The sequence below is a fragment of the Microbacterium sp. NPDC087868 genome (genome assembly GCF_044900755.1).
Lineage (GTDB): Bacteria > Actinomycetota > Actinomycetes > Actinomycetales > Microbacteriaceae > Microbacterium > Microbacterium galbinum.
The window spans coordinates 38,914-61,913 of sequence record NZ_JBJDNO010000006.1; the positions used below are offsets into that span (position 1 = coordinate 38,914).

The 23,000-nt window shown below is 62.4% G+C and carries 26 protein-coding genes and 1 tRNA gene; 17 read left to right on the forward strand and 10 right to left on the reverse strand.

Features of this window, described 5'->3' with window-relative positions; translation table 11 throughout:
- Positions 1 to 155 precede the first annotated feature (155 nt).
- From ACI2JZ_RS17170 to ACI2JZ_RS17185, 4 genes are all read left to right on the forward strand, one after another.
- Positions 156 to 938: a CPBP family intramembrane glutamic endopeptidase gene (locus ACI2JZ_RS17170; RefSeq protein ID WP_332488541.1), complete on the forward strand. Its 783-nt coding sequence runs from the start codon at positions 156 to 158 to the stop codon at positions 936 to 938.
- 212 nt (positions 939 to 1,150) lie between these two features.
- The gene (locus tag ACI2JZ_RS17175; protein WP_404598685.1) at positions 1,151 to 2,758 is read left to right on the forward strand and encodes an ABC-F family ATP-binding cassette domain-containing protein; all 1,608 of its coding nucleotides are present in this window, start codon (positions 1,151 to 1,153) and stop codon (positions 2,756 to 2,758) included.
- Positions 2,759 to 2,830: 72 nt separating this feature from the next.
- A complete protein-coding gene (locus tag ACI2JZ_RS17180; protein ID WP_105658992.1) occupies positions 2,831 to 3,082 on the forward strand; it encodes a hypothetical protein in 252 nt (83 codons plus the stop codon).
- 18 nt (positions 3,083 to 3,100) lie between these two features.
- A complete protein-coding gene (locus ACI2JZ_RS17185; protein ID WP_404598687.1) occupies positions 3,101 to 3,691 on the forward strand; it encodes a dienelactone hydrolase family protein in 591 nt (196 codons plus the stop codon).
- A 90-nt stretch (positions 3,692 to 3,781) separates the two neighbouring features.
- On the opposite strand, the gene ACI2JZ_RS17190 is transcribed toward ACI2JZ_RS17185, so the two are convergent.
- Positions 3,782 to 3,854 (reverse strand) — tRNA-Lys (locus ACI2JZ_RS17190).
- Between the two features lie 160 nt (positions 3,855 to 4,014).
- Between ACI2JZ_RS17190 and ACI2JZ_RS17195 the strand changes: the two genes are divergently transcribed.
- The 4 genes from ACI2JZ_RS17195 to ACI2JZ_RS17210 all read left to right on the forward strand — a co-directional run bounded on the left by ACI2JZ_RS17195 (position 4,015) and on the right by ACI2JZ_RS17210 (position 7,841).
- Complete coding sequence (locus ACI2JZ_RS17195; protein ID WP_105658994.1) at positions 4,015 to 4,680, forward strand: hypothetical protein; 666 nt, start codon at positions 4,015 to 4,017, stop codon at positions 4,678 to 4,680.
- 63 nt (positions 4,681 to 4,743) lie between these two features.
- Positions 4,744 to 5,955: an MFS transporter gene (locus ACI2JZ_RS17200; RefSeq protein WP_400344123.1), complete on the forward strand. Its 1,212-nt coding sequence runs from the start codon at positions 4,744 to 4,746 to the stop codon at positions 5,953 to 5,955.
- 237 nt (positions 5,956 to 6,192) lie between these two features.
- On the forward strand, positions 6,193 to 6,807 hold the full coding sequence (locus tag ACI2JZ_RS17205) for a hypothetical protein (protein ID WP_286134404.1): 615 nt from the start codon (positions 6,193 to 6,195) through the stop codon (positions 6,805 to 6,807).
- Positions 6,808 to 6,812: 5 nt separating this feature from the next.
- On the forward strand, positions 6,813 to 7,841 hold the full coding sequence (locus ACI2JZ_RS17210) for an inorganic phosphate transporter (RefSeq protein WP_105658997.1): 1,029 nt from the start codon (positions 6,813 to 6,815) through the stop codon (positions 7,839 to 7,841).
- Here ACI2JZ_RS17210 and ACI2JZ_RS17215 read toward each other — a convergent pair.
- The 6 genes from ACI2JZ_RS17215 to pstS form a co-directional block, all read right to left on the reverse strand.
- Positions 7,838 to 8,035 (reverse strand): helix-turn-helix transcriptional regulator, encoded by a 198-nt coding sequence (locus tag ACI2JZ_RS17215; RefSeq protein ID WP_105658998.1) that lies wholly within the window; start codon positions 8,033 to 8,035, stop codon positions 7,838 to 7,840. The two genes, ACI2JZ_RS17210 and ACI2JZ_RS17215, sit on opposite strands and share 4 nt — an antisense overlap.
- A complete protein-coding gene (locus ACI2JZ_RS17220) occupies positions 8,035 to 8,499 on the reverse strand; it encodes a hypothetical protein (RefSeq protein WP_404598688.1) in 465 nt (154 codons plus the stop codon). Before ACI2JZ_RS17220 ends, ACI2JZ_RS17215 begins: the two co-directional genes overlap by 1 nt.
- A gap of 203 nt (positions 8,500 to 8,702) precedes the next feature.
- On the reverse strand, positions 8,703 to 9,482 hold the full coding sequence (gene pstB / locus ACI2JZ_RS17225; protein WP_105659000.1) for a phosphate ABC transporter ATP-binding protein PstB: 780 nt from the start codon (positions 9,480 to 9,482) through the stop codon (positions 8,703 to 8,705).
- A gap of 47 nt (positions 9,483 to 9,529) precedes the next feature.
- Positions 9,530 to 10,669, reverse strand: a complete 1,140-nt coding sequence (pstA, locus tag ACI2JZ_RS17230) for a phosphate ABC transporter permease PstA (protein WP_105659001.1) — start codon at positions 10,667 to 10,669, stop codon at positions 9,530 to 9,532.
- On the reverse strand, positions 10,669 to 11,604 hold the full coding sequence (gene pstC / locus ACI2JZ_RS17235) for a phosphate ABC transporter permease subunit PstC (protein ID WP_105659002.1): 936 nt from the start codon (positions 11,602 to 11,604) through the stop codon (positions 10,669 to 10,671). Before pstC ends, pstA begins: the two co-directional genes overlap by 1 nt.
- Before the next feature lie 119 nt (positions 11,605 to 11,723).
- Positions 11,724 to 12,839, reverse strand: a complete 1,116-nt coding sequence (gene pstS / locus ACI2JZ_RS17240) for a phosphate ABC transporter substrate-binding protein PstS (RefSeq protein ID WP_105659003.1) — start codon at positions 12,837 to 12,839, stop codon at positions 11,724 to 11,726.
- A gap of 326 nt (positions 12,840 to 13,165) precedes the next feature.
- On the opposite strand from pstS, the gene ACI2JZ_RS17245 reads away from it, so the two are divergent.
- The 3 genes from ACI2JZ_RS17245 to disA are packed head-to-tail and all read left to right on the forward strand — an operon-like array spanning position 13,166 to position 16,732.
- Positions 13,166 to 14,194 (forward strand): aromatic acid exporter family protein, encoded by a 1,029-nt coding sequence (locus ACI2JZ_RS17245; protein ID WP_286134711.1) that lies wholly within the window; start codon positions 13,166 to 13,168, stop codon positions 14,192 to 14,194.
- Positions 14,195 to 14,229: 35 nt separating this feature from the next.
- The gene (gene radA, locus ACI2JZ_RS17250) at positions 14,230 to 15,624 is read left to right on the forward strand and encodes a DNA repair protein RadA (RefSeq protein WP_105659005.1); all 1,395 of its coding nucleotides are present in this window, start codon (positions 14,230 to 14,232) and stop codon (positions 15,622 to 15,624) included.
- A gap of 34 nt (positions 15,625 to 15,658) precedes the next feature.
- Positions 15,659 to 16,732, forward strand: coding sequence for a DNA integrity scanning diadenylate cyclase DisA (gene disA, locus ACI2JZ_RS17255; RefSeq protein ID WP_105659006.1), 1,074 nt, complete (start codon positions 15,659 to 15,661; stop codon positions 16,730 to 16,732).
- Positions 16,733 to 16,738: 6 nt separating this feature from the next.
- Here the strand turns inward: disA and ACI2JZ_RS17260 are convergent, their stop codons facing one another.
- On the reverse strand, positions 16,739 to 17,356 hold the full coding sequence (locus ACI2JZ_RS17260; protein ID WP_105659007.1) for a hypothetical protein: 618 nt from the start codon (positions 17,354 to 17,356) through the stop codon (positions 16,739 to 16,741).
- Between the two features lie 123 nt (positions 17,357 to 17,479).
- Between ACI2JZ_RS17260 and ACI2JZ_RS17265 the strand changes: the two genes are divergently transcribed.
- A complete protein-coding gene (locus ACI2JZ_RS17265; protein ID WP_105659008.1) occupies positions 17,480 to 18,388 on the forward strand; it encodes an A/G-specific adenine glycosylase in 909 nt (302 codons plus the stop codon).
- A 64-nt stretch (positions 18,389 to 18,452) separates the two neighbouring features.
- Positions 18,453 to 19,253 carry a DUF1206 domain-containing protein gene (locus tag ACI2JZ_RS17270; protein WP_105659009.1) on the forward strand — a complete coding sequence of 267 codons (801 nt, stop codon included), beginning with the start codon at positions 18,453 to 18,455 and terminating at the stop codon, positions 19,251 to 19,253.
- 5 nt (positions 19,254 to 19,258) lie between these two features.
- Here ACI2JZ_RS17270 and ACI2JZ_RS17275 read toward each other — a convergent pair whose 3' ends face one another.
- Positions 19,259 to 19,768: an amino-acid N-acetyltransferase gene (locus ACI2JZ_RS17275; protein WP_105659010.1), complete on the reverse strand. Its 510-nt coding sequence runs from the start codon at positions 19,766 to 19,768 to the stop codon at positions 19,259 to 19,261.
- A 163-nt stretch (positions 19,769 to 19,931) separates the two neighbouring features.
- Here ACI2JZ_RS17275 and ACI2JZ_RS17280 point away from each other — a divergent pair, with 163 nt between their 5' ends.
- The 4 genes from ACI2JZ_RS17280 to ACI2JZ_RS17295 are packed head-to-tail and all read left to right on the forward strand — an operon-like array spanning position 19,932 to position 22,432.
- Entirely contained in the window at positions 19,932 to 21,116 is a 1,185-nt protein-coding gene (locus tag ACI2JZ_RS17280; RefSeq protein ID WP_404598692.1) for an MFS transporter, read from the forward strand.
- Positions 21,117 to 21,173: 57 nt separating this feature from the next.
- Entirely contained in the window at positions 21,174 to 21,518 is a 345-nt protein-coding gene (locus ACI2JZ_RS17285) for a helix-turn-helix domain-containing protein (protein ID WP_402741983.1), read from the forward strand.
- A gap of 48 nt (positions 21,519 to 21,566) precedes the next feature.
- Positions 21,567 to 21,989: a VOC family protein gene (locus tag ACI2JZ_RS17290; protein WP_105659013.1), complete on the forward strand. Its 423-nt coding sequence runs from the start codon at positions 21,567 to 21,569 to the stop codon at positions 21,987 to 21,989.
- Positions 21,986 to 22,432 carry an iron chaperone gene (locus tag ACI2JZ_RS17295; RefSeq protein ID WP_105659014.1) on the forward strand — a complete coding sequence of 149 codons (447 nt, stop codon included), beginning with the start codon at positions 21,986 to 21,988 and terminating at the stop codon, positions 22,430 to 22,432. Before ACI2JZ_RS17290 ends, ACI2JZ_RS17295 begins: the two co-directional genes overlap by 4 nt.
- A gap of 32 nt (positions 22,433 to 22,464) precedes the next feature.
- Here the strand turns inward: ACI2JZ_RS17295 and ACI2JZ_RS17300 are convergent, their stop codons facing one another.
- A complete protein-coding gene (locus ACI2JZ_RS17300) occupies positions 22,465 to 22,932 on the reverse strand; it encodes a hypothetical protein (RefSeq protein ID WP_332488534.1) in 468 nt (155 codons plus the stop codon).
- Between the last annotated feature and the right edge of the window lie 68 nt (positions 22,933 to 23,000).

Genomic DNA, 23,000 nt, shown 5'->3' on the forward strand with positions numbered 1-23,000 from the left:
CCAGAATTTTCCTTCTGGCCCGCAGCCGAAATGACGGATGCGGGCCAGAAGCTTTAAAGCACTGGTTCCGCGGCGGCGGGCTGTGTCTTTCTGCCGGCCCAGCTGGCATGCTTGTGTCCGTGAGCCAGATACCAACCGAATCGCACCGCCCCGCGATGAGCTGGAAGCTGCTGCCAGCCTCCCTGCTCTCGGGTTCCGCAGTGTTCCTCTTCGGCGCCGAAAACGACCTGTTGGGCTACGGCCTGCTGGCGCTGAGCCTGCTGTGCGCGGGGTTCATCGACCGCAGGCTTGCACGGCATCTGGGACTCATCGCAACCGGTTTGGTGGTCATCAGCCTGGTTCCATTGAATGCCGACCTGAGCCTGGGGCATATGGCATTAATGGGTGGCGCGCTGGCCGCGGCAGTCCTGCTGCCCTGGCTGATCTCGCGCTTCGCCTTGCGCGAGCAGATCATCAAGTTCCCGGTGAACACCGGCCGCAAGTGGCCGCTGGCAGCGAAGCTGTACTTGCTGGGGGTGGTGGCGCTGGGCTTCTTCATCCTCCCGGTGTACCTGATCAGCACCGGCGTCTACCAGAACTGGCCGGATGCCTCGGACCCAGTCATCTTCTGGCGGCTCTTCCTCGGAGTTAATTCGGTGGGCATCTGGGACGAGCTGTTCTTCATCTGCACGGCATTCGCATTGCTGCGCCAGCATTTCCCGGACTGGCAGGCCAACCTCCTGCAAGCGGTGATCTTCTCCTCCTTCCTGTGGGAGATCGGCTACCAATCCTGGGGGCCGTTGCTGACCTTTCCCTTCGCCCTGCTGCAGGGGTATACCTTCAAGCTGACCAAGTCCTTGTCCTATGTAGTTAGCGTGCATCTGATCTTCGACTTCGTCCTGTTCCTCGCGCTGGTCCACGCGCAAAACCGGGAATGGCTCCCGATCTTCTTGTACTGAGGGGGTTAACACCCCAATTCCCCCCTGCTACACTCGTTGGCATGGATACCTACTGAGCCAGCCGATGACCCCGCATCGATTCCCAACGGTGCATCTTGTTCATTTCGGCTACCGGCTTCGGTATCCTTTTCCTTTCCGGCTCCCCTGCGGGGTTGAGCCAATTCTGCGATCCCCCAAGCCGGCAGCCCCTTCGCATTCGCGGGAGGACCTGCATGTCTTTGACACCACCAATTACCCTGAACAACCTCAGCTTTTCCTGGCCCACGGGAGAAAGCGCCCTGGCCAATCTGGACGGCACGTTTCCATCCGGGCGGACCGGGTTGATCGGCGCCAACGGCAGCGGCAAATCGACGTTGCTGAAACTGATCGCCGGGCAGCTGCGCCCAACGAGCGGAACGGCAGAAACGAACGCACCGCTGAGCTACCTGCCGCAAACGCTGGCTCTGGAACAGGACACGACCGTCGCCCAGCTGCTGGGGGTGCATCAGGTCCTGGCGGCTTTGGAAGCTATCGAGTCCGGCAGTGTCGACCCAGCGGATTTCGATGCGGTGGGCGCGAACTGGGATGCCGAAGCCCGGGTTCGAGCTGAACTGGCGCCGCTGGGCTTCGACGGGCTGGATCTGGGCCGCCAAATCACCACCTTATCGGGTGGGGAGGTCATGCTGCTGGCGGTACTGGGCCTGCGACTGGCCGATTCGCCGATCACGCTGCTCGACGAGCCGACGAATAACCTCGATCGCCCTGCCCGTGAATTGCTCTACGACCTTGTACGTGCTTGGAAGGGCACACTGGTTGTGGTGAGCCACGATATCGAGCTGCTCGAGCTCATGGAGCATACGGTGGAGCTGTACGGCGGGAAGCTCAGCGTTTTCGGAGGGCCCTACAGCTCATACCGCGAGCAGCTTGAAACCGAGCAGCAGGCGGCCGAGCAGGCAGCCAGAACTGCCCAGGCCTCCCTGAAAGTGGAAAAGCGCCAACGGGCAGAAGCCGAAACGAAGTTGGCGCGGGCCAAGCGCAAGGGGCGGGCCACCCAGCTTTCCGGAGGCATGCCGAAGATCCTTGCCAACCACCTTCGCCAGAAATCCGAGGCGAACGCCGGGAAGATGCGTTCAAACCTGGATGGCAAGGTCGATTCGGCCCAGGCCAGGCTCGACGATGCCGATCGGCGGGTTCGGCAGGCCGAGCACATCAGCATCGAGCTGCCCGATCCCCAGTTGCCCTCGGGCAAGCAGGTCGCGGCGCTAGGTGCAGAAGATCACCAGTTCATCATCCAGGGAGCCGAACGCGTGGGCCTTGTCGGCCCCAACGGTTCCGGGAAGACCCGGCTGATCCAGCAGATGCTCGCCGGCGAAGCTCCCGGCCCCGGAGTTGGAGGAACGGTCTTCGTGGACCGGGTCGGGTACCTGCCCCAGCGCCTGGACGGCCTGGATGGCCAACTAAGCGCGATCCAGAACGTGGCGCTGGTGGCGCCAGCAGCAACCGCGAACGACGTGCGCAAGATGCTTGCCCGGTTGCTGCTGCGCGGGGCCAGCGCAGACCGGCCAGTGGCGGCGCTTTCCGGCGGCGAGCGTTTCAGGGTCCATCTGGCGACGTTGCTGCTGGCAGAACCAGCCGCGCAGTTGCTCATCCTCGATGAGCCCACCAATAATCTGGATATGGACAGCGTGCGCCAGCTCAGCGAAGCACTGGGCGCCTATAAGGGCGCGTTGCTGGTAGTCAGCCACGATCAGCATTTCCTGTCGCAGCTGGAGCTGGACTATTTGCTGGAGCTGGATGCGCAGGGAACCTTGGCGAAGTCCTACCCGAATCCAGTTTGCTAACCCCATGGCGGTGCGCTGCCGGTTTAGACTTGTTCAAAGCACACCGCCAAGGACCCCGAAAGCAAGTTGAGTATGTCCTACCCCCAGCGCACCGTCGAAGTCGTCAAAAGCGGCCTCGTGATCGACCAGTCCGCAACCCTGCTCTGGCAGGACATCAAACGTGCCTTCATCTATGAAACGGGTTCCGGCCAGGAAATCCTTACCTGCGCAGAATTCATGCTGGTCGAAGGGTACAGCGTGGAGATCAATAGCCAGATGCCCGGCTGGGACATGGCCATTGAGCACTTGCCGCAGCGCATCGAGAACCTGGTCGACGAACGCTAGAAACCGCTAGGAGCACCCATGGCTACGATTGTTCTTTTCCATCACGTCCAAGGCCTGACCCCCGGGGTGCAGGAGATGGCCGCAGAATTGCGCGCCGCTGGCCACACCGTGCACGCACTGGATCTGTACGCCGGCAAGCTGCCCAAGGATTTCGATGCCGGGATGCGCATGGCAGGCAAGCTGACCGCGGACAAGATCCAGGAACGCGTCGACAAGCTATTTGGCAAACTGCCCGAAGAGCTGGTCTACATCGGCACTTCCTGGGGCGCGGCCCTGGCCCAGCAGTGCGCGCAGCAACGTTCCGGCGCCATCGCCGCGATCCTGCTCGAATCCTTCGTGGATCTGGACGCCGACTGGAGCTTCGGGCCGTGGCCGGAAAATGTCCCGGTGCAGATCCATGGCATGGACCAGGACCCGTTCTTCGCGAAGGAAGGCGACCTGGAGGCAGCTCAGCGCTTCGTTGAAGCAGAGGGCGGCGATATCGCCCAGCTCTTCACCTACCCTGGCAAGCAGCACCTGTTCACCGACAGCTCGCTTCGCTCGCATGATCCAGAAGCTCGCGCGTTGGTGATGGAACGCATGGTCAAGTTCCTTCAGCCCTACGTCTAGCACGAGGGCAGTCCGCTGGTTCCATGCCGGACAATAAATCGAAAAACCGGACCCGGCTTGCGTTAGCAAGCCGGGTCCGGTTTCATTTTGTGCGCCCTGCGGGGATCGAACCCGCGACCAATGGATTAAAAGTCCAGTGCTCTACCAGCTGAGCTAAAGGCGCACGGCACAAGGCCAAAATCCATACTACCTGATGGACCGGCATGAGTATTAATCGGCGTATTCCGCAATTCGGCAGCCCGTAATTTCCGCTGGATCTTGGGGTTTGCAAGCTAAATCACTTGTTGGCGCAGAACTCAGGATCAGCGAGTATTCTGGAGCGCATGAGAGGTGCACGTGCAGGATCAAAAGTTGCCCAGGATGCGGGATTCCGCCATCACAAACCACGCCCCTTCGCCCCGGCAGATTTCGAGCCCTACGAGGGAGGCGCTGATCCGGCGCGCGTATCCGAGGCAGCCCATCTGTCCGCCCAGGCTTTCGTGCAGCGCGGCATTGCCAACAACGACCCCGAAGTTTCACGCCGGCTGATTGCGGTGGCCGAAGAAGAAGGGCTGGAGGTGCTCGCGCAGCTGTGGAGCGAGGCTCCGGCCCGCTCCCTGCCAGGTGCCCTGTGGCGCTTGTATGCGGTTCGCGCGGCAACAATGAGCAAGCCCGAGGTGCATTCTGCACGCTTCCAGGCTGGAGCCCATCGTGCCCAGGTCGAACGCATCGTCGCCGGAGTGGCCGAGCCGCCGACCGCCGAGGAGATGAAGAAGATGACCGGGTCGATTCTCTCCGGCGCCTTCGACGGCGACTTCGCCCACGCCTTGGAACGCACCGCCGCCTATTGCCGGGTACTGGCGCTGGGCATGACCGAGCATGCCGATGCCGCGGATTTTTCCAGCAGCGATCGGGGAACCAAGCTGACCCAGCAGGCCAAGGCCCTGATGGGCACCGCCGTGGATCTGGAAGCCTGCGCCCGGCTTTGGCGCCAGGACGCATTGGACTGAAACATGATCCCGCGCCCTTAGGATGGGTTGAGGAAGTTGCCCCTCAATTTTAGGCAGGTGGGTGTGGGCGCCGCATCGAGGACCAACTCTTCAGGGCTCGTACGCTGGTTGCTGATCCTGATCGCAACGGCGTTGCTTTCCCAAACGGCGCTGAACCTCATTCGTCCGGTGACCACCTATAAGCTCATCTCTTTTGGCTCCGGCGAGTTCACCGTCGGCGTGGTGACCGCCGCCTATGCCATCCTCCCGCTGTTCACCGCAATGATGCTGGGCCGGGCCAGTTCGCGGATCCGCAGGATCCGGTTCCTGATGGTTGCCGGCGTGGCCTTGCTGGCCGCGGGCGGCATCGGCATCAATTTCTCCCCGAATGCCTTGACCGTGGCGCTGGCCAGTGCCGTGCTCGGGCTCGGGCATCTGATGTTTACCATTGGCGGGCAATCTTCCATCGCCCGGTTCTTCCCCGACAGCGATCTGGACAAGGGCTTTGGCTGGTTCACGGCCGCCTACGCGGCTGGGCAATTCATCGGGCCGCTGATTGGCGGAGTGGTGCTCGGCTCCGGTACCGATGCCGCCTCCCCTGAGCGCATCGCCGGCATCAGCCTGTCGCTGTGGATTGCGGCCGGGTGCTCACTGCTAGCTGTCCCCTTCTTGCTTCCGAGCTGGCAGCCGAGGATTTCCAAGACGGCGCCGCAAACCCGCCCGGCGAAGTCCGAAGCCTCCATTCCCTCGGTCTTGCGCATCAAGGGCATGGCTTCGCACATGTTCGCCTCGATGACCTTGCTGGCCATGCTGGACATCCTCACGGCCTTCTTGCCGCTGGTGGCGGAGAAACATGGCGTCACACCCGAAGATGTTGGTGTGCTTTTGGCCATTCGAGGTTTCGCTTCGGTAGTTTCCCGGCTGTTCATCCCCAAGCTCTCGGCCCACTTCGAACGCAACCACCTGCTAGTCACCAGTTTGTACATTTCGGGCATAGCCATCGCGCTGGCCCCGATCTTCATCGATTCGCTGTGGGCCTCCGGGGCCGCGTTGCTGGTCGGCGGCTTCTTCCTGGGCCTGGGCCAGCCGATGACCATGACTATGATTTCCACCTCGGTACCGGCGGTGGACCGCGGTGCCGCATTGGCCGTGCGGCTCATGGGAAACCGGGTCGGACAAGTAGCTTTGCCGATCATCTCGAGTACGGTCGCCGCGGGTTTGGGGCCGGCGGGAGCGATCTGGTTCTGCTGCGCACTGCTCTGCCTGAGCGGAGCGGAGAAGAGCGTGCGCCGCTAGCGTGAGAAAACGCACGAGCGCCGCCCTGCGGTTGACAGCACACCGGTAGGGCGAGAACACTAGGTAACGGTGCCGGGCCGCTGGTAACCCCGGGCTCCAAAATTCTGCCGCTTCGAGCGGCCTTCCGCCGAGAGGCGTTCCCGGTCCGGCACCTTCAAATACCCGGTGTTAACTTCCACGTCGTAAACTGTTCTGCGTTGGTACCAATAGCCGTCGAATCGAATGGTGCGCCGTAAAGTGAAGTTCCAGATCTTTCCCTCCGCCTCGCGCGGCATCGAGTTGCTGTGCGGGTTGACGACGACCATTCGCACCTCCGTTGCCAATGTCGCCGAGATGATCGGCTCACCCGATACCCGTGCGGACCAGCTGCGGGATCTGGCCTCCGCGGAAGCCGAGGCCTCCGATCTGGTGCACGCGGTGCTCACCCACCTGCGAACCAGCTATATCAGCCCGCTTCCCCGCGAAGACATGTACACGCTTTCGCGCTTGCTGCACGAAACCATGGAACAGCTGCGCGGCACCGGCGAACTGATCATGACCGTTGGCTCCACCCCGCTTTCCGAGCGTTCCTCGGAGCAGCTTGAACTCATTTCGCAGCTGGCCGAGCTGGCCTCCGATTCGGTCCAGCGCCTGCATAACCTCGATGACCTGGAAGACAACTGGCTGCAGATGCTGCAGTTCTCCAAGCGCGCGGCCCGAACCCACCTGGTGTGGGTCAATGAGATCGCGAAGTTCGCCAAGCCAGGGACCATCCACCGCCACCAGCGCGTGGCCGACCACCTGATGCTTACCGCCAACACCCTGCGCCAGTTCGCCGACCACCTGGGTCGCGTGCTGGTGAAGGAGTCCTAGGGGAAATGACCATCCTTTCGGTCCTCACCGGATTCGCGATCGTCCTGACCCTGGGCTATGGCGTGCTCAACGGCTTCAGGGATTCCTCTACGGCCGTTGCGGCCTCCGTCCGCACCAGGGCGCTGCGCCCGGCCATTGCGGTCTCTGTGGCGGCGGTATTCGCCTTCCTCGGCACCTTGGCGACCTCGGGGCTGAGCGTGGCGCTGGTGGACAAGCTGAACTTCAATCTCCCCGATGGCGTCGTCGGATTGAAGCTGCTGATCTGCGGCCTGCTGACCGCCGGCGCGTGGGGCCTGTATTGCTGGTGGCGCGGCCTGCCGGTCAGTTCCACCCATGCGCTGTTCTCCGGCTTGGTGGGCGCCAGCGGCGCCTCGGCTTTCATGGGCGACCTGTCGATGTCCGGGGCCTGGGGTCTGCTGCTCGGCTCGGTGCTGCTGCCCATGCTGATCACCCCGGTCATCGCCTACCTGTTGTCCTATGCGCTGGTGATTCCGGCGACCTGGCTGATGCGCCACAACTCCTCGCGTTCGGTCAACAACGGCTCGCGCGCAGGCCAGGCCATCACCGCCTGCGCCGTGGCTCTGGGACTGGGGCTGCAAGATGGCCAGCGCACCGGCGCGATGATCGCACTGGTGCTGATCACCGGTCATGCAATGGACCCGGGGCCCGTGACATGGGCTATCCAGCTGGCCGCGGCCTCGGCACTGGGGCTTGGCGTGCTCCTGGGCGGATGGCGCATCACCTATACGCTCGGCCGCCGGCTGGTGAACTTCGATCCGCTGCGCGGCATGATCGCCCAGGGCGTAGCCGCGGCAATGCTGTTCCTCGGCTCGCTCGTCTTGCACCTGCCGCTGTCCACCACGCAGGCGGTAACCAGCGGCATCGTCGGTGCCGGCAATAACCAGTCTTTCGAATCGGTGGTGTGGCGCAATGTCACCAAGGTGCTGCTGCACTGGGTGCTGACCCCGATTGCCTGCGTTGCCTGCGGCGCGATTCTCACCCTGGCGGTGCACCCGCTGCTGGGCAACGCCTAGTCTTCGCCCGGAATGAAGAGGTCTTCGATCTTGCAGCCGAAGACCGCCGAGAGCTTGAATGCCAGCGGCAGGGACGGGTCGTAGCGGCCTTTTTCAAGCGAGATGACGGTCTGCCGGGAGACGCCCAGCAGGTCGGCCAATGCTTGCTGGGAGAACCCGCGTTCCCTGCGGTATGCACTGAGATTGTTCTCCACTAGCTTTCTGCCCGCTTAATGATGAAATAGCGGATTCCGAAGTCAAGCAACGCCAGCAGCACGACACCAGCCAGAACGAGGCCAAGTGATGCTTGGATCTGAATGAAGGAGAACACTGCGCCACCGAGGCCGCAAACTAACAGCAAATCCTGGAACACTCCGATGGCAGCTCTGTCATACCACTGGCTCTCCACCGATATCTCGGGGTTCCTTGTGGCACCGCGCAGGGTGTCGCGATCCAGCAGCAACGCCCAGCAAGCTGTAGAAAGCACCGGCAGCAAGCCAGCGGCCATGAGCAACGCTGCCAAGACGAAATTCTCCGGGGCGTTCAGCCGGGCGAAGAGCACACCTGCACCGGCTGAAAGCACTGCCCCTGCGCTGAGGCTGACGGCAATCAGGGCGCCCGACCCGCCACCGAAGCGCGAACGGCCCCATTTGCTCTGGTCAACTGCTTTTGAATCCATCGTTGTCCCCTATCCCTATTGATGTAAACCACACTTTACTGACAAGCGTGCTTTACAGTCAAGGGTGCTTTACATGAATAGTTAAAGTGCAGCGGCGCACCGTAATCGGTGCGCCGCTGGCGGTGATCCCCTCCAGGATCCCCGGAAGACCCCCCTTCCGGTCCGTCTACCGCCAGCTCAAGGAGCGGCGGTATCCGAAATCTTTATCCGAAGCGTCCGGAGACGTAATCCTCGGTGGCCTTCTGCTCCGGGTTGGAGAAGATGGCTGCAGTGTCGTTGTACTCGATGAGCTTGCCCGGCTTGCCGGTGCCCGCAATGTTGAAGAACGCGGTCTTGTCGCTCACGCGTGCAGCCTGCTGCATATTGTGGGTCACGATCACTACGGTGTAGTCGTTCTTCAGCTCGTTGATCAGGTCCTCGATAGCCAGGGTGGAGATCGGGTCCAATGCCGAGCAAGGCTCATCCATCAGGATCACGTCCGGCTTGACCGCAATGGTGCGGGCGATGCACAGGCGCTGCTGCTGGCCGCCGGAGAGTCCCGAGCCCGGCTTGTCCAGGCGATCCTTGACTTCGTTCCACAAGTTGGCGCCGCGTAGCGACTTCTCGACCAGGGCATCGGCATCGGACTTGGAAATCCGCTGGCCGTTCAGCTTCACTCCGGCGAGCACGTTGTCCTTGATGGACATGGTCGGGAACGGATTCGGACGCTGGAAGACCATGCCGATCTGGCTGCGCACGGTGACCGGGTCGACGCCGGCGCCGTACAGGTCATCGCCGTCCAGCAGGACCTGGCCCTCGACGCGGCCGCCCGGGATGACCTCGTGCATGCGGTTCAGGGTGCGCAGGAAGGTGGACTTGCCGCAGCCCGAGGGGCCGATGAAAGCGGTGACGGACTTCGGCTCGATGTTGATCGAGACGCCTTCAACGGCGAGGAACTTGGAGTAGTAGACGTTCAGGTCGTTGACGTCAATGCGTTTTGCCATGATGTAATCCTTGAAAAGTTCGGGTTTGTCCGGACCGGAGCCTTAGCTCAACGGCCCTTCTTTGGGGCGAAGATCGAAGCGACCAGGCGGGCGATGAGGTTCAAAGCCATGACCATGAAGATCAGCAGCAGGGCAGCAGCCCAGGCGCGCTGCACCGACGGGTCGATGTTCGTCGGGCTGGTCGGAGTCAGGATCTGGTAGTAGATGAACGTCGGCAGCGTGGACATCCAGTTTGCGAAGACGTTCATGTTGATCTGGCTTGCGATGCCTGCGGTGACCAGGATTGGCGCGGTCTCGCCGATCACGCGGGCGATGGCCAGGGTGACGCCCGAGGCGATGCCGGAGATCGCGGTCGGGATGACGACCTTCAAGATGGTGCGCCAGCGGCGCACGCCCAGCGCGAAGGAAGCTTCACGCAGTTCGTTGGGAACGATCTTGAGCATTTCCTCGGTGGAGCGGACCACCGTTGGGATCATCAGCACGCTCAACGCGACCGCCGCGACGATGCCCATGCGGGCGTTCGGACCCAGGATCATGCCGAAGAAGGCCGCTGCGAACAGGCCGGCAACGATCGAAGGAATGCCGGTCATCACGTCGACGAAGAAGGTGATCGCCTTGGACAGCGCCTTGCCCTGCCCGTATTCCACCAGGTAGACAGCGGTCAGCATGCCCACTGGAACGGAGATCAAGGTGGCCCACAGGGTGATCAGCAAGGTGCCCATCACCGCGTGGTACGCGCCGCCGACTACCGGGGTGCCATTGGCGACGGATTCATTGTCCACCGCGCCGGTCACGCCGTTCATGGAGCTGAACAGGAAGTGGCTATTCAGGCCCGGCATGCCCTTTTCCAGCACCGTATAGAGCACGGATACCAGCGGGATCACGGCGACGATGAACGCCGCGTAGATCAGGTAGGTCCACATCGCGTTCTTGCCGCGGCGCTTGCCTTCAGCTGCGGTGGTGATCACGGAGGCGGCCACCAGGAAGATGAGCGCCGAGTAGATGGCGAAGGAGGCAACGTTGAAGCCGGTCAGCGTGGACGCTGCCGCGCCGACAATGATGGCGCCTGCGGCGATCGCCCAGATGGCCCACTTCGGCAGCTTGCCCTTGGCCAAGGAGTTGCGCTTGCGCACCGGTGGAGTCGGGGCCCCGGGCCTGTTGCTCTGGTTAGTAGTCATGGTGCTCATCAGTTAGCTCCCGAGAATTCCTTGTGGCGGGCGATGATTCCACGAGCGATCATGTTCACGACCAGGGTGATCAGGAACAGGACCAGGCCGGCGGCGATCAGCTCTGCCAGGCGCAGGCCGAAGGCCTCAGGGAAGTTCAAGGCGATTTCCGCGGCGATAGTCTGGTTGCCGGTCTTGATCAGCGATGGGATCAGGTTGCCGGTGGAGAGCACCAGCGCAACGGCCATGGTCTCTCCCAAGGCGCGGCCCAGACCCAGCATGACGGCGGAAATGATGCCCGGACGGGCGAACGGGATCACCGCGGTGGTGATCATTTCCCAGCGGGTTGCGCCCAGTGCCAGCGCGGCTTCCTCGTGCAGCTTGGGAGTCTGCAAGAAGATCTCGCGGCTCAGCGAGGTGATGATCGGCAGCACCATCACGGCCAGCACGATGCCGGCGGTGAGCATGGTCTTGCCGGTCTGGCTGGCGGGGCCTTCGAAGATGGGGATGAAGCCCAGATTCTTGGCCAGCCATTCGTAGCCTGGAACCAGAGCCGGAGCGAGCACCATGTAGCCCCACGCGCCGTAGATCACCGAGGGGATCGCGGCGAGCAGATCGATCAGGTAGCCCAGCGGGCCTGCGACCTTGCGTGGAGCGAAGTGCGAGATGAACAGCGCCACGCCGATGCCGATCGGGGTGGCGATCAGCAGCGCGATAGCCGCTGCGATCACGGTGCCGATAACAATCGGCCAGATGTAAGCGAAGAATCCTGCGCCGCCGGAAATCTCCGCCGGATCGGCGAAGAACGTCGGCAGGGCTTGGATCAGCAAGAAGACCGCGACCGCGAAGAGCGTGATCAGGATCAGGACACCGGCGCCCAGGGCGGCACCGGAGAAGATCTTGTCACCAGCGCGGCCGGAAGTCGATGACTTGCTTGTCAAAGCATTGGTAGTCATGGCTAGAGCCTTTACGAAACGGGGGTGGTGCAGTTTTCACTGCGGGGGTGGAGGGGTACTGCTGGTGCGGGTGGGTGAGTTCGTCCACCCGCACCTGGTGCCGGTTGCCCGGCGGGGTACTACTCGGCGACGGTGATGCCGTCGATCGACTTCTTTGCCTTCTCGGCAATGGCTGCCGAGATCGGGGCGTTGCCTGCCGAAGCCTGCGCGGTCTTCTGGCCATCTTCGGAGATGACGTAGTTGCCGAAGGCCTTGACCAGATCGGCTGTTGCCTGGTCCTTGTAGCTGCTGCAGAAGATGTGGTACGAAACCAGGACGATTGGGTAGGTGCCCGCTTCGGTGGTGTCGCGCTCCAGGTCCAGAGCCAGGTCGTTCTCGGCTGCGCCTTCAACTGGGGTTGCGGTCTCCAGGGCCTTGGCAGCTGCTTCAGCAGAAATCTTGGTGTATTCCTCGCCGACCTTCACGTTCACGGTGGACAGGCCGCCCACTGCGGAGAAGTCGGCGTAGGTGATTGCGCCGTTGGTGGAGGTGGTGGTCGAAACCACGCCAGAGGTGCCCTTGGCATTCTCCGACTGGATGTCGCTTGGCCAGTCGCCGGAAACATCGTAGCTCCAAACGTCAGCCGCTGCGGCCTTCAGGTACTCGACGAAGTTCTCGGTGGTACCGGACTCATCATTGCGGTGCACCACGGTGATTGCGGTGTCCGGGAGTTCAACGCCTTCGTTCTGCTTGGCGATAGCCTCATCGTTCCACTTGGTGATTTCCTTCTTGAACACCTTGGCGATGGTGGCTGCGTCCATGTTGATCTCTTCAACGCCTTCGAGGTTGAAAGCGATCGCGATCGGCGAAACGTAGGCCGGGATGTTGAATGCGCCTTCTGGGCCGCAAACTTCCTTGGCCTTTTCGGCTTCGTCTTCCTTCAGGTATGCATCCGAGCCGGCGAACTGCGCGCCACCTGCCAGGAATGCTTCGCGGCCTGCGCCGGAGCCATCTGGCGAGTACTGCACGTTGGCTTCCGGGTTGGCGGTCTTGAAGCCGGTGGTCCATGCTTCCATGGCCGAGTTCTGGCTGGATGCGCCGATGCCGGTCAGGGTTCCGGTGACACCGGATGCTGCCGACGCCTCGGCACCTTCAGAACCTGCTGCGGCGGTTGGGTTATCCGAGCCGCAAGCGGTCAGCGCGAGTGCCGCTACGGAAAGAACAGCAGCTGCGCTGCCAAAGCGATTGAGCTTCACGAGATTTACTCCCCATGTTGGTAGATCGATGTAAAACCTTCAGCGGCGTCTTCCCGCTTCATCTACGACGTTAAAGATCGAAAGTAACCAGCTCCCCCGGCAAAGGTGAACATAAGGTTAACAACATACCCGAAGCCAAGTGATCCTGCTCACCAGCGCAATATCCCGGCAGCTTCTGCCACCTGCCGCCGAACACGTGGAAGACTGAAGCCATGGCAACTGGGCGGAAAGTGAAGCGCATGCCAGCGCATCTATTCGGATTCATAGCGCAGCGCAATCGCGCTGGGCTGATACGCTCGCGCAACTCCCTGCCTAGAATCCTGCGCATGACGCTTGGCGCAATCGGAGCCTTTTGGATCGCCGAAAGCATCTGGGGACATTCCCAACCGATTTTCGCAGCCACCAGCGCGCTGGTTTCCCTGGGCTTCGGCGCCTCCACCACCGTGCGCAAAACCGCCGAAGTCGCCCTGGGGTGCACCCTGGGGGTGGCGCTGGGCGATACCCTCATGCACTGGTTCGGGCAGGGGATCTGGCAGGCCGCACTGGTGATGTCGCTGAGTCTGGTCATTGCCCGCTATTTGGATTCCGGTGCCATCTTCTCCACCCAGCTGGGCATGCAATCGGCACTGGTAGTGCTGCTGCCCATCAGCGCGGATGGGCCATTTGCCCGTTCCATCGATGCCCTGACCGGGTCCCTGCTTGCCCTGCTGGTGATTATTTTCTGGCCTACCGACCCGCGGCGCAGCCCGGTGTCCGCGTTATCGGATCTGTTCAAGGAGCTCTCCGAAGCGCTTTTGGAATGCGCCTGGGCCATCCGCGACGATGACCGGCGCGCAGCCTTCCACGCACTGATCAAGGCTCGCGGAACCCAGAAGTACCTGGATATGCTGCCAGCCGCCTTCCGCGCTTCGAAGGAAATCGCAACGATTTCCCCCACCGGGCGTCGCCACCGCCATGAACTGAACCGGCTATCCAAGCGTTTCAACCACTACGACTGGGCCGCCCGCAACTCGCGGGTCTTCGCCCGGCGCCTTGCTTCCGTGCTCAGCAACAGCGCACTGACCCCGGAAGGCGCGCAAACCTTGGCTCCCCTGATGCGCGAGCTATCCGAGGCGGTCAACACCTTGGCGCACTCGGTGCGCGAAACCACGGTGGCTGGCCAACGCAAATACGAGAAGGCCGCCCAGCTGCAGCTCGAAGGCGTCGCCGCCCAACTGGATCCGCGCGCCCTGGGAGTTGAGGGGCTCCAGGGCGAAGGCCTGGTCTTGCTGCTGCGCCCGATGGTGGTGGATCTGCTCGAAGCGGCAGGCCGCGAACACGAAGAAGCCATCGAAGTGCTGCCCAAGCTGTCCTGAACGAAAATGTCCGCATAGCTCGATAGCATTGAGCCATGGCCAAAACCTCCACTCGCAGCAAGTCTTCCGCATCGTTCAAATGCTCTGAATGCGGGTGGACCACGATTAAGTGGGTGGGCCGCTGCGGCGAATGCCAGGCCTGGGGCACTGTCGAAGAAGTGGGTGTCGTCTCCGCCCGTACCGTAGCCGCGGCCAAGGTGGCCCACCCAGCCAAGCCGATCGCGCAGATTGACGGCTCCGAAGCGGCCTTCCGCCCCAGTGGCGTCTCCGAACTTGACCGCGTGCTCGGTGGCGGCCTGGTTCCGGCAGCCGCGATCCTGCTGGCCGGCGAACCTGGCGTGGGCAAGTCCACGCTGCTCTTGGACGTTGCCGCGAAAGCCGCGCAAACCGGCTTGCGCGTGCTCTATCTAACCGGTGAAGAGTCCGCCGCGCAGGTAAAGTCCCGCGCCGAACGCATCAACGCCATCGCCGATACGCTGTTCCTGGCCGCCGAAACCGACCTGGCTCTGGCCTTGGGCCAGATCCAGGAGATCGATCCGCAGCTGCTGATCCTGGACTCGGTGCAGACCTTCTCCTCGGCAGAGGTGGACGGCGCTGCCGGCGGCGTTTCCCAGGTGCGCGAAGTCGCTGCCTCGATCATCAACGCGGCCAAGACCCGAGCCATGTCCACCATCATGGTCGGCCACGTGACCAAGGAAGGTTCGGTCGCCGGCCCACGGCTGCTCGAGCACCTGGTGGACGTGGTCTGCCAGTTCGATGGCGAGAAGCATTCGCGGTTGCGCATCCTGCGCGCGCTGAAGAACCGCTACGGAGCCACCGACGAGGTGGGCTGCTTCGATTTGAATGAAGACGGCATTGAATCGCTGACCGATCCTTCCAAGCTTTTCGTCACCCGAACCCGCACCCCGGTGCCGGGCACCTGCATCACCGTCACGATGGAGGGCCGCCGGCCGCTGGTTGCCGAGGTGCAGACCTTGCTCTCGCGCAGCAATGCCCCTGCTGCCCGCCGGGCCACCAGTGGCTTGGATGCCGCGCGGGCGCAAATGGTTGTGGCGGTGCTGCAGGCCCGCGCGCATATGGATCTGTCGTCCATGGACTCGTATATCGCCACCGTGGGTGGCGTGAAAATTGCCGAACCCGCCTCGGATCTGGCCTGCGCGCTGGCATTGGCTTCTTCGATGAATGAATTCCCGCTGCCGCAGGACTTCGTGGCCTTCGGCGAAGTCGGCTTGGCCGGCGAAGTTCGGCAAGTACCGGAAATCTCACGGCGCATCACCGAGGCGCAGCGTCTGGGCTTCTCTTTCGCGATGGCTCCGGCCACCCCGGAACCGTTGAAGAATATCCCCGAGGGCATCCGCGTATTCCAGGTGGAGAACATCGCGCAGGCGCTGGATATTGCGTTTAACCAGCGACAGAAGCCCGCAGGATAAACTTGATTGTTGCTGCCCGCCGAAAGGACGCAAGTTGAAAGCGCACCCAACCCCCGGATTCCTTGCCGTTCTGGCCCAGATTGCCCCGGGTACCGAGCTCGCCCAGGGTCTTGAACGGATCCAGCGCGGCCGTACTGGCGCTCTCATAGTGCTGGGCCATGACAGGCTCGTGGAGTCGATCAGCTCCGGCGGCTTCAGGATCAACACCGAATACACGCCTACACGCATCCGCGAACTGGCCAAGATGGACGGCGCGATCATTCTGGACGGCACAGGACGCCAGATCCAGCAGGCCGGCGTGCAGCTGATGCCGGATGCGCAGATTGAAACCCAGGAGTCCGGCACCCGCCACCGCACGGCAGAACGCGTAGCCGCGCAAACCGGGTTCCCGACGATTTCGGTTTCGCAGTCCATGCAGACCATCACCCTCTATGCCGACGGCGAGCGCCATGTGCTCGAGCCAGCCGAGCGCCTGCTGGCCCGCGGCAACCAGGCTATTGCTACCTTGGAACGGTACCGCCACCGCCTGGACCAGGTCACCAGCGCCCTGTCAGCTGCGGAAATTGAAGATGTCGCCACCGCGCGGGAAGTGCTCGCTGTCTTGCAGCGCACCGAGATGCTGCGCCGTACCAGCGAAGAAATCTCCCGCTACGTGCTGGAGCTGGGCATCGATGGGCGCCTGCTGGCGGCCCAGCATGCGGAATTGCTCTCCGGCATCCAGGCGGATAACCAGTTGCTCCTGCGGGACTATTCCGACGCGGAAGGCCAGGAGCTGGATATCGAGCGTGCCCTGGAGACGCTGCATGAAGTTTCCGATGCCCAGCTCATTGAGCTTGATGGCCTGACCAAGATCCTGTTCCCGCACTCCACCATTGGCCAAGACGACCAGCTGACCCCGAAGGGCTACCGCCTGCTTTCGCAGATCCGCACGGTGCCCAAGCTGGTCGGGGACCGCCTGGTGGCGTCCTTCGATAACTTGCAGCTGCTCATGGCAGCGTCCACCAGCCAGCTCATGGAAATCGAGGGCGTCGGCGAGCAGCGTGCACGCTCCATCCGGGAAGGGCTGGCCCGCATGGCCGAATCCTCGTTGCTGGATCGCTACATCTAGGCGTTTTCACTCCAAGGTGAAGGTGACCGGCTCCGAAACGAAGTCGCCGATAGCGGCGGTGAACTTGTAGGTTCCCGGACGCGGCTGCACGCTGACCGACTTGCACCCGGGAGCCGAACGCTCGCGGTTCCAGGTGAAGCGCGCGTTCTCCTTCTGCCCCGGCTTGAAGGCCAGGTTCACATCTTCTGCGCCATCCAGGCAATCGATGGTGGAGAAGATGCGGTCCGCGCCGCTGGAAACCAGGAACTCCTGCTGCGTGGTTCCGACGTTCAATTCGCATTCGCGCTTGGAAACATTTTCGATGCCCAGCAGCAAGGTCGGCTTCTTGTCCGAGGCGTAGCTTTTCGCATCGGTAGTCGCAGTAATCTCGACCTCGTCGCTCTTGCACTTCTTGGCCGCAGCTTCGTCGTCTTCCGGCTCTGGCGATGGCGAAGGAACCGACTGGGTTTGCTGGGCGCTTGGCTCATTGCCTGCAGTTTTCTTCTCATCAGGGGAGAACAATCCGGCCAGCGCAACGACGCCCCAGACAAGCAGGCCGACGAGCACCAGGGCAAGTACTGCCACGGTGATCCGCCTGCGCCGGTAGACGCTGGCCGATGGTTTCCCCCCTGATGCGTTGCTCATGGCTTAAGGCTAATTCATTTGCCTGCCCGAAGCCGGTAATGGCGTAGGATCCAGGGCAAATCACGTTCTGCAATCCATTCCCGCTGATTCCGGGCGGACGGTGCGCTGGCTTAGAGTGGTGGGGTGCAGCAAATCCACAACACCATCAACACCTGGTACCTAGAGAACGCCCGCGACCTGCCTTGGCGACGCCCCGGAGTGAGCGGCTGGGAAGTCATGGTCAGCGAGTTCATGCTCCAGCAGACTCCGGTAGTTCGTGTCTTGCCGGTTTGGGAAGAATGGATGCGCCGCTGGCCACGGCCGCAGGATCTGGCTGCGGAACCGCTGTCCGAAGCACTGAAAGCGTGGGGACGGCTGGGCTATCCGCGGCGCGCGCAGCGCTTGCATGCCGCCGCCGTGGAGATCACCACCGAGTACAACGGCGAAGTCCCGCGCACCGAAGCCGAGCTCCTGGCCTTGCCGGGCATCGGCTCCTACACCGCGGCCGCCATTGCCTGCTTTGCCTTCGGCGAGCGCACCGTTGTCGTGGACACGAATATTCGCCGCGTGCATGCACGGCTCTTTGGCGGCATGGCATTGCCCGAGCCAAGCCCGCGTGCCAGTGAATTCGCCCGGGCTGCAGAAGTCCAGCCCGAGGATCATCAGGCAGCGAATCTGTGGAATATTTCGGTAATGGAACTCGGTGCCCTGGTGTGCACCGCTCGCAGCCCGAAGTGCGAGCAATGCCCGGTCTTCCAGCAGTGCGCATGGATTGCCCAGGGGCAGCCGGCCCCGCACTACATCCCGAAGGGACAAGCTTGGAAGGGTACGGACCGGCAGGTCCGCGGCGCCATCATGGCGATCCTGCGCGAGCATGAGCAGGCGGTGCCAGAGCAGTCCTTCCTGGCCGAGCTGTCCCATGAATCGCATGCAAGGTATGTGGCGCTTGACCAATTGCAATCACCATTGGAGCAGCGTGAACGGGCACTGGCCGGGCTGCTCAAAGATGGCCTGGCGATCGCCGAAGAAGATGGAATCCGCCTGCCTTCGTAGCATCGGCCCGGAACGAGCCAGAAGCGGCTAGCTTTATGCCCTGATGCCTACCTATGCTTAGCCCATGAACGCTTCAGTTGATCCGGCCGCTGCTGTTCGCCACGTAGCCAAGCACCCATGGTTCGAACGCGCCGCACGCCTGGGATACGTCGCCAACGGCGTACTTCACGCAACCGTGGGAATCCTCGCAGCTTTCGTCGCTGCCGGCGGCAAGGCGGAAGCCGATCAGGGCGGAGCCATGGGCGCCTTGGCAGAGCAGCCTTTCGGCATGGTCTTGCTGTGGATCTGCGCAATCGGCGCACTATTGCTGGGCCTATGGTCCTTGGCGCAGGCCTTCTTGCCCGAAAACGAGCTGAAGGGCAGGCTCAAGTCCGCGGCCATCTCGGTGTCCTTCTTGGCTGTCGGCTTCACCTTTGGGCGGTTTGCGGTGGGAATTCCCAGTGATTCGGGAAAGACTGCCACCAGCTTCAGCGGAGAAATGATGAAGACCGGACTTGGCCGGGGGTTGCTGATCGCCTTGGGCCTGGGGCTGCTGGCCATGGCCGGCTACTACATCTACAAGGGTGCCACCCGGAAGTTCTTGAAGGATCTCTCCGGTTCCGGAAATACCGAGGTATCGCGCGCGATCAAGTACTCGGGCATGCTGGGCTATCCTGCCAAAGGCGTAGTCCTCGGTGCCGTGGGCCTGCTCTTCATCGTGGCCACGGTACAGCGCGACCCGGAAGAGGCCAGCGGCATCGATGGCGCGCTGAAGGCCATCCAGGATCAGCCGTTTGGGCCGGTTGCCCTGGTTGCTATCGGTGCGGGCCTGGTTTGCTACGCGCTGTACCTGGTATTCCGTGCGCGCTACGACCGGATGGACTAGAAGTATCAGTCCAGCGTAATGATCATCCGGGTGTTGCCCAAGGTATTCGGCTTCACGCGGGCGAGGTCCAGGAATTCAGCAACGCCTTCATCCCGGGAGAGCAGGATCTCCTGGTATACCGCTGGATCCACGGCGCTCTGGTCAGCCATCACCTTGAAGCCTTGGCGTATGAAGAAATCCACTTCGAAGGTCAGGCAGAAGACGCGGCCAACCCCGACTTCCCGGGCACGTTCCAAGAGTTCGGAGAGCAGGACATGGCCTACGCCCTTGCCACGCAGCTCGCCCGAGGTCGCCAAGGTACGGATTTCGGCGATGTCTTCCCAGATGACGTGCAAACCGCCGCAGCCGACAACATTGCCGTCCGCGTCCTCGGCGACCAGGAATTCCTGGATGGACTCGTAGTAGGTGACCGCTTCCTTATCCAGCAGGATCCGTTCCTCGGCCAACGGGCGCACAAGATTGCGGATAGCGTTGACATCACTGGTTCTGGCTGAGCGGACGGTAAAAGAGTTCACGTTCTAAATCCTATGCCCCACCGTTTGCAGAATCGAAGCAGATGCCGGATATGTCATTGAAGGAACATCCCGCAACACGGTGTGCCAAGATAAACTTGAACATTGAAGTCGCACTGGAGCAAGGATGAGGATGCCAGCTAGAACAGCACGCCCCGGATTCGGGTTGCTTGCCATCCTCCTATCCGCCGTCGGCATCGCTCCCCTGCTTAATTACGGGTTGAACGCCACCAGCGACCTGGTCATCAGGGATTTGGGAATCACCGAATCCCAGTTCGGCCTGTTGGCGACAGTGTGCTTCGGCTGCGCCGCACTGGGTAACGCCGTCTTCGGGAAGTTCTCCGACAGGCAACCGGATACCAGGCTGGTCCTGCTGATCTTCGGCACGACGGCGGTCGCGCTGGGCTTGGCAGCCATTCCCGCAGGCTACGTCTTGCTCCTGGCGGCTTCCGGTTTGGCCGGCTTCGCCCAGTCATTCCCCAACGGGGTCACCAACCGCATTCTGGCCCAGCGCGTCCCTAGTGCCCAGCGCATCACGTGGACCGGCATCAAGCAGTCTGGCGTGCAGGTTTCACAGCTCGTAGGCAGCGTGGGGTTCCCGCTGCTGGCTGCATTCATTGGCTGGAACGGAGCATCGCTGGCCGGCGCCGTGCTCGCCGCGGTCCTCGCGGTGATCGCTGTACGGGTTATCCGCGCAACCCCCATGCTCGCCGCGCCTGCCCCGCAGAAGGCGGCAACGGGCGCGAGCCAGCCGGTGGCTGCGGCCGCCCCCTCCACGAAGTTCGTCATTTTTGCGCTGGCCCTATTCGGTTTCATCAACGGTGTCGGCGTACAGGCGACCAACGTCTACCTGGCGCTCTTTGCGGTCCGCGAGCTGGACTTCTCCTTGGTCGCTGGCGGCCTGACCGCCGCGGTCGCTGGCGTCATTGGCGTTTCCGCCCGCGTCGGATGGGGGCAGATGATGTCACGCGGCGTATCAGCTCCTAAGCTCTTGTTGCTGCTGGCGTCGCTGGCCACTGCGGGCGGTGCCAGCTTCCTGATGGCCCAGCAGCTGCACTCGGTGGCCTTGCTCTGGCTAGCGGTCTGCCTGCACGGCGCCTCGGCCCTGGGAGTTTCGGTAGTGCTGATGGCGGGCTTGCTGCGGGTGATCCCCGCAAGCCGCCTGGGAAGTGCCAGCGGAATCGTCTCGGCGGGCCAGTTTGGCGGTTTCACCGTGGGGCCCTTGGCCATGGGCCTGCTGGTCGGCTCGGCCGGTGGCTTCACCGCGGGCTGGATCACCGTCACCGGGATCTACCTGTGCTCAACGGTGCTGGGTGCATTCCTTGTCCTGCGAGCCAGGAACCGGGGCTAGCCGGTGGATGCCGAAGCGCTGAAAACCCTGGCGCACCTGCGCCGGGCCAGGGACCTGATGGACCGGCACTATGCGGAACCATTGGATGTGCCTGCGTTGGCCCAGCGTGCTTCCATGTCTCCTGCTCATTTTTCCAGGGAGTTCAAGCGGGCCTATGGCGAGACCCCGCATGCCTATTTGCTCACCCGCCGTATCGAGCGCGCCATGCATCTGCTGCGCGCATCGGTCTCGGTAACAGATGCTTGCATGCAAGTGGGATGGACCTCTCTGGGTTCCTTCAGCACGCGCTTCACGGAAGTGGTCGGCGAAACTCCCTCGTCATACCGGGAACGGGACCATTCAGCCACCGAGCCGATCCCTGCCTGCATCGCCAAGATCCTTTTGCGTCCCGAGAGATTCTGAGCAGTTTTGAAGAAGCGCTATCTGGTCGGCGCTCCCTAGGCTGGAGCCATGGCAAGCATTTCAATCAATCATGTCCCTTTGACCGTGCTCGATGTGGATGAGGCGCTCGCGTTCTACCGCGATGCGCTGGGCTTCACGGTCCTCTCCGATGTCGCCAACGGCGGCTTCCGCTGGGTGTCCCTTGGCGGCTCCGACGGCGCCGGCACCAGCCTGGTGCTTTCGGCTCCGGGCGCTGGCCGGTCAGCTGCCGATGCGCAGGCCTTGGCCGAGCTGGTAGCCAAGGGCGCGATCGGCCCGCTGGTGCTGTCCACCAATGATCTGGACAAGGTCTTTGAAACTTTGAGCGCGTCGGGCGCTGAAGTCCTGCAGGAGCCAATGGACCAACCGTGGGGTCCGCGCGATTGCGCCTTCCGCGATCCTTCGGGAAATATGGTCCGTATCAACCAAGCAGTTCAGGGAGAAGAAGCATGAGCAGTTCAGAACAAGAAGGCTTTTCAGCCGCCGAGAAGGCCGCGATGAAAGAGCGGGCCGCTGAGGTGCGCACTTCGAAGAAGCGCATGACCAAAGCCGAGAAGGCGGAACAGGCCCGCAAGGAAGTGGAAGAGAAGATTGCTTCCTTCGAGGGCAACGACAAGGTGCTTGCGCAGAAGCTGCACCGGATCATCACCGAGACGGCTCCGGAATTGGAGCCGAAAACCTGGTATGGCATGCCCGCTTACGCTTTGGACGGCAAGATCTTGTGCTTCATGCAGGATGCCAAGAAGTTCGGTACCCGCTACCTGACTTTCGGCTTCAACGATGTTGCGCAGCTGGATGAGGGCACCCTATGGCCCACCTCGTTCGCCATTACCGCGCTTGATGGGCAGCTCGAAGAAATGCTTGCCGAGTTGGTAGCCAAGGCGGTGGCCCGCTAAGCCCAGCACGCCCGGAGGGAATCGATTGCTCTTCAGGCGTCGAGGCTTTCTTGCTCCGCCTGGGGCAATGCCTTTGCCAGCAGCGAGGCGGAAAGCGCGAAGACCCCGATCAGCCCAAGCAGTCCCATGCCAATAGGCAGGGTGCCTTGCTGCGCGGCGTCTTCTCCCATGGCAGCGAGAAGCATGGCAGCGCCCAGTCCGAGGATTCCGAAGCCAGCGGCCAGGAAGCAGACCACAATCGATTTCGGTCCCGGGTTCCAGTGCCCCAATGAGGTGAACTCGCGGTAGGCAATGATGCCGATGGCAATACTGAGCGTGCCCGCGGCACCAATCACCAGCACCACCAGCCACGTTGGGCCGTATCCGGCTCCGTCGGTGCCGGCATGGCGCACCAATTGTCCAGGAAGCTGGGGACGGAGGAGAAGGTACAGGGCTGAATAGGCCATGACTGCGAGGCAGGAAGCGGCAATCAGCTGTTGCCCTTTGCTTCGCTTCTTCATGTGTTGAGCCTACGACATGGCCGGATTAAAGCCAATAGCCGTGGAACTGAACGTTGTCAGTTCCACGG

What these genes read in the sequence shown, in the direction of transcription:
- ACI2JZ_RS17170 (WP_332488541.1), top strand. Translation starts at nt 156, where the DNA reads ATGAGCTGGAAGCTGCTGCCAGCCTCCCTGCTCTCGGGTTCCGCAGTG.
- ACI2JZ_RS17175 (WP_404598685.1), top strand. Translation starts at nt 1,151, where the DNA reads ATGTCTTTGACACCACCAATTACCCTGAACAACCTCAGCTTTTCCTGG.
- ACI2JZ_RS17180 (WP_105658992.1), top strand. Translation starts at nt 2,831, where the DNA reads ATGTCCTACCCCCAGCGCACCGTCGAAGTCGTCAAAAGCGGCCTCGTG.
- ACI2JZ_RS17185 (WP_404598687.1), top strand. Translation starts at nt 3,101, where the DNA reads ATGGCTACGATTGTTCTTTTCCATCACGTCCAAGGCCTGACCCCCGGG.
- ACI2JZ_RS17195 (WP_105658994.1), top strand. Translation starts at nt 4,015, where the DNA reads ATGAGAGGTGCACGTGCAGGATCAAAAGTTGCCCAGGATGCGGGATTC.
- ACI2JZ_RS17210 (WP_105658997.1), top strand. Translation starts at nt 6,813, where the DNA reads ATGACCATCCTTTCGGTCCTCACCGGATTCGCGATCGTCCTGACCCTG.
- ACI2JZ_RS17220 (WP_404598688.1), bottom strand. Translation starts at nt 8,499, where the DNA reads ATGGATTCAAAAGCAGTTGACCAGAGCAAATGGGGCCGTTCGCGCTTC.
- pstB (WP_105659000.1), bottom strand. Translation starts at nt 9,482, where the DNA reads ATGGCAAAACGCATTGACGTCAACGACCTGAACGTCTACTACTCCAAG.
- pstA (WP_105659001.1), bottom strand. Translation starts at nt 10,669, where the DNA reads ATGAGCACCATGACTACTAACCAGAGCAACAGGCCCGGGGCCCCGACT.
- pstC (WP_105659002.1), bottom strand. Translation starts at nt 11,604, where the DNA reads ATGACTACCAATGCTTTGACAAGCAAGTCATCGACTTCCGGCCGCGCT.
- ACI2JZ_RS17245 (WP_286134711.1), top strand. Translation starts at nt 13,166, where the DNA reads ATGACGCTTGGCGCAATCGGAGCCTTTTGGATCGCCGAAAGCATCTGG.
- radA (WP_105659005.1), top strand. Translation starts at nt 14,230, where the DNA reads ATGGCCAAAACCTCCACTCGCAGCAAGTCTTCCGCATCGTTCAAATGC.
- ACI2JZ_RS17260 (WP_105659007.1), bottom strand. Translation starts at nt 17,356, where the DNA reads ATGAGCAACGCATCAGGGGGGAAACCATCGGCCAGCGTCTACCGGCGC.
- ACI2JZ_RS17270 (WP_105659009.1), top strand. Translation starts at nt 18,453, where the DNA reads ATGAACGCTTCAGTTGATCCGGCCGCTGCTGTTCGCCACGTAGCCAAG.
- ACI2JZ_RS17285 (WP_402741983.1), top strand. Translation starts at nt 21,174, where the DNA reads ATGGACCGGCACTATGCGGAACCATTGGATGTGCCTGCGTTGGCCCAG.
- ACI2JZ_RS17290 (WP_105659013.1), top strand. Translation starts at nt 21,567, where the DNA reads ATGGCAAGCATTTCAATCAATCATGTCCCTTTGACCGTGCTCGATGTG.
- ACI2JZ_RS17295 (WP_105659014.1), top strand. Translation starts at nt 21,986, where the DNA reads ATGAGCAGTTCAGAACAAGAAGGCTTTTCAGCCGCCGAGAAGGCCGCG.
- ACI2JZ_RS17300 (WP_332488534.1), bottom strand. Translation starts at nt 22,932, where the DNA reads ATGAAGAAGCGAAGCAAAGGGCAACAGCTGATTGCCGCTTCCTGCCTC.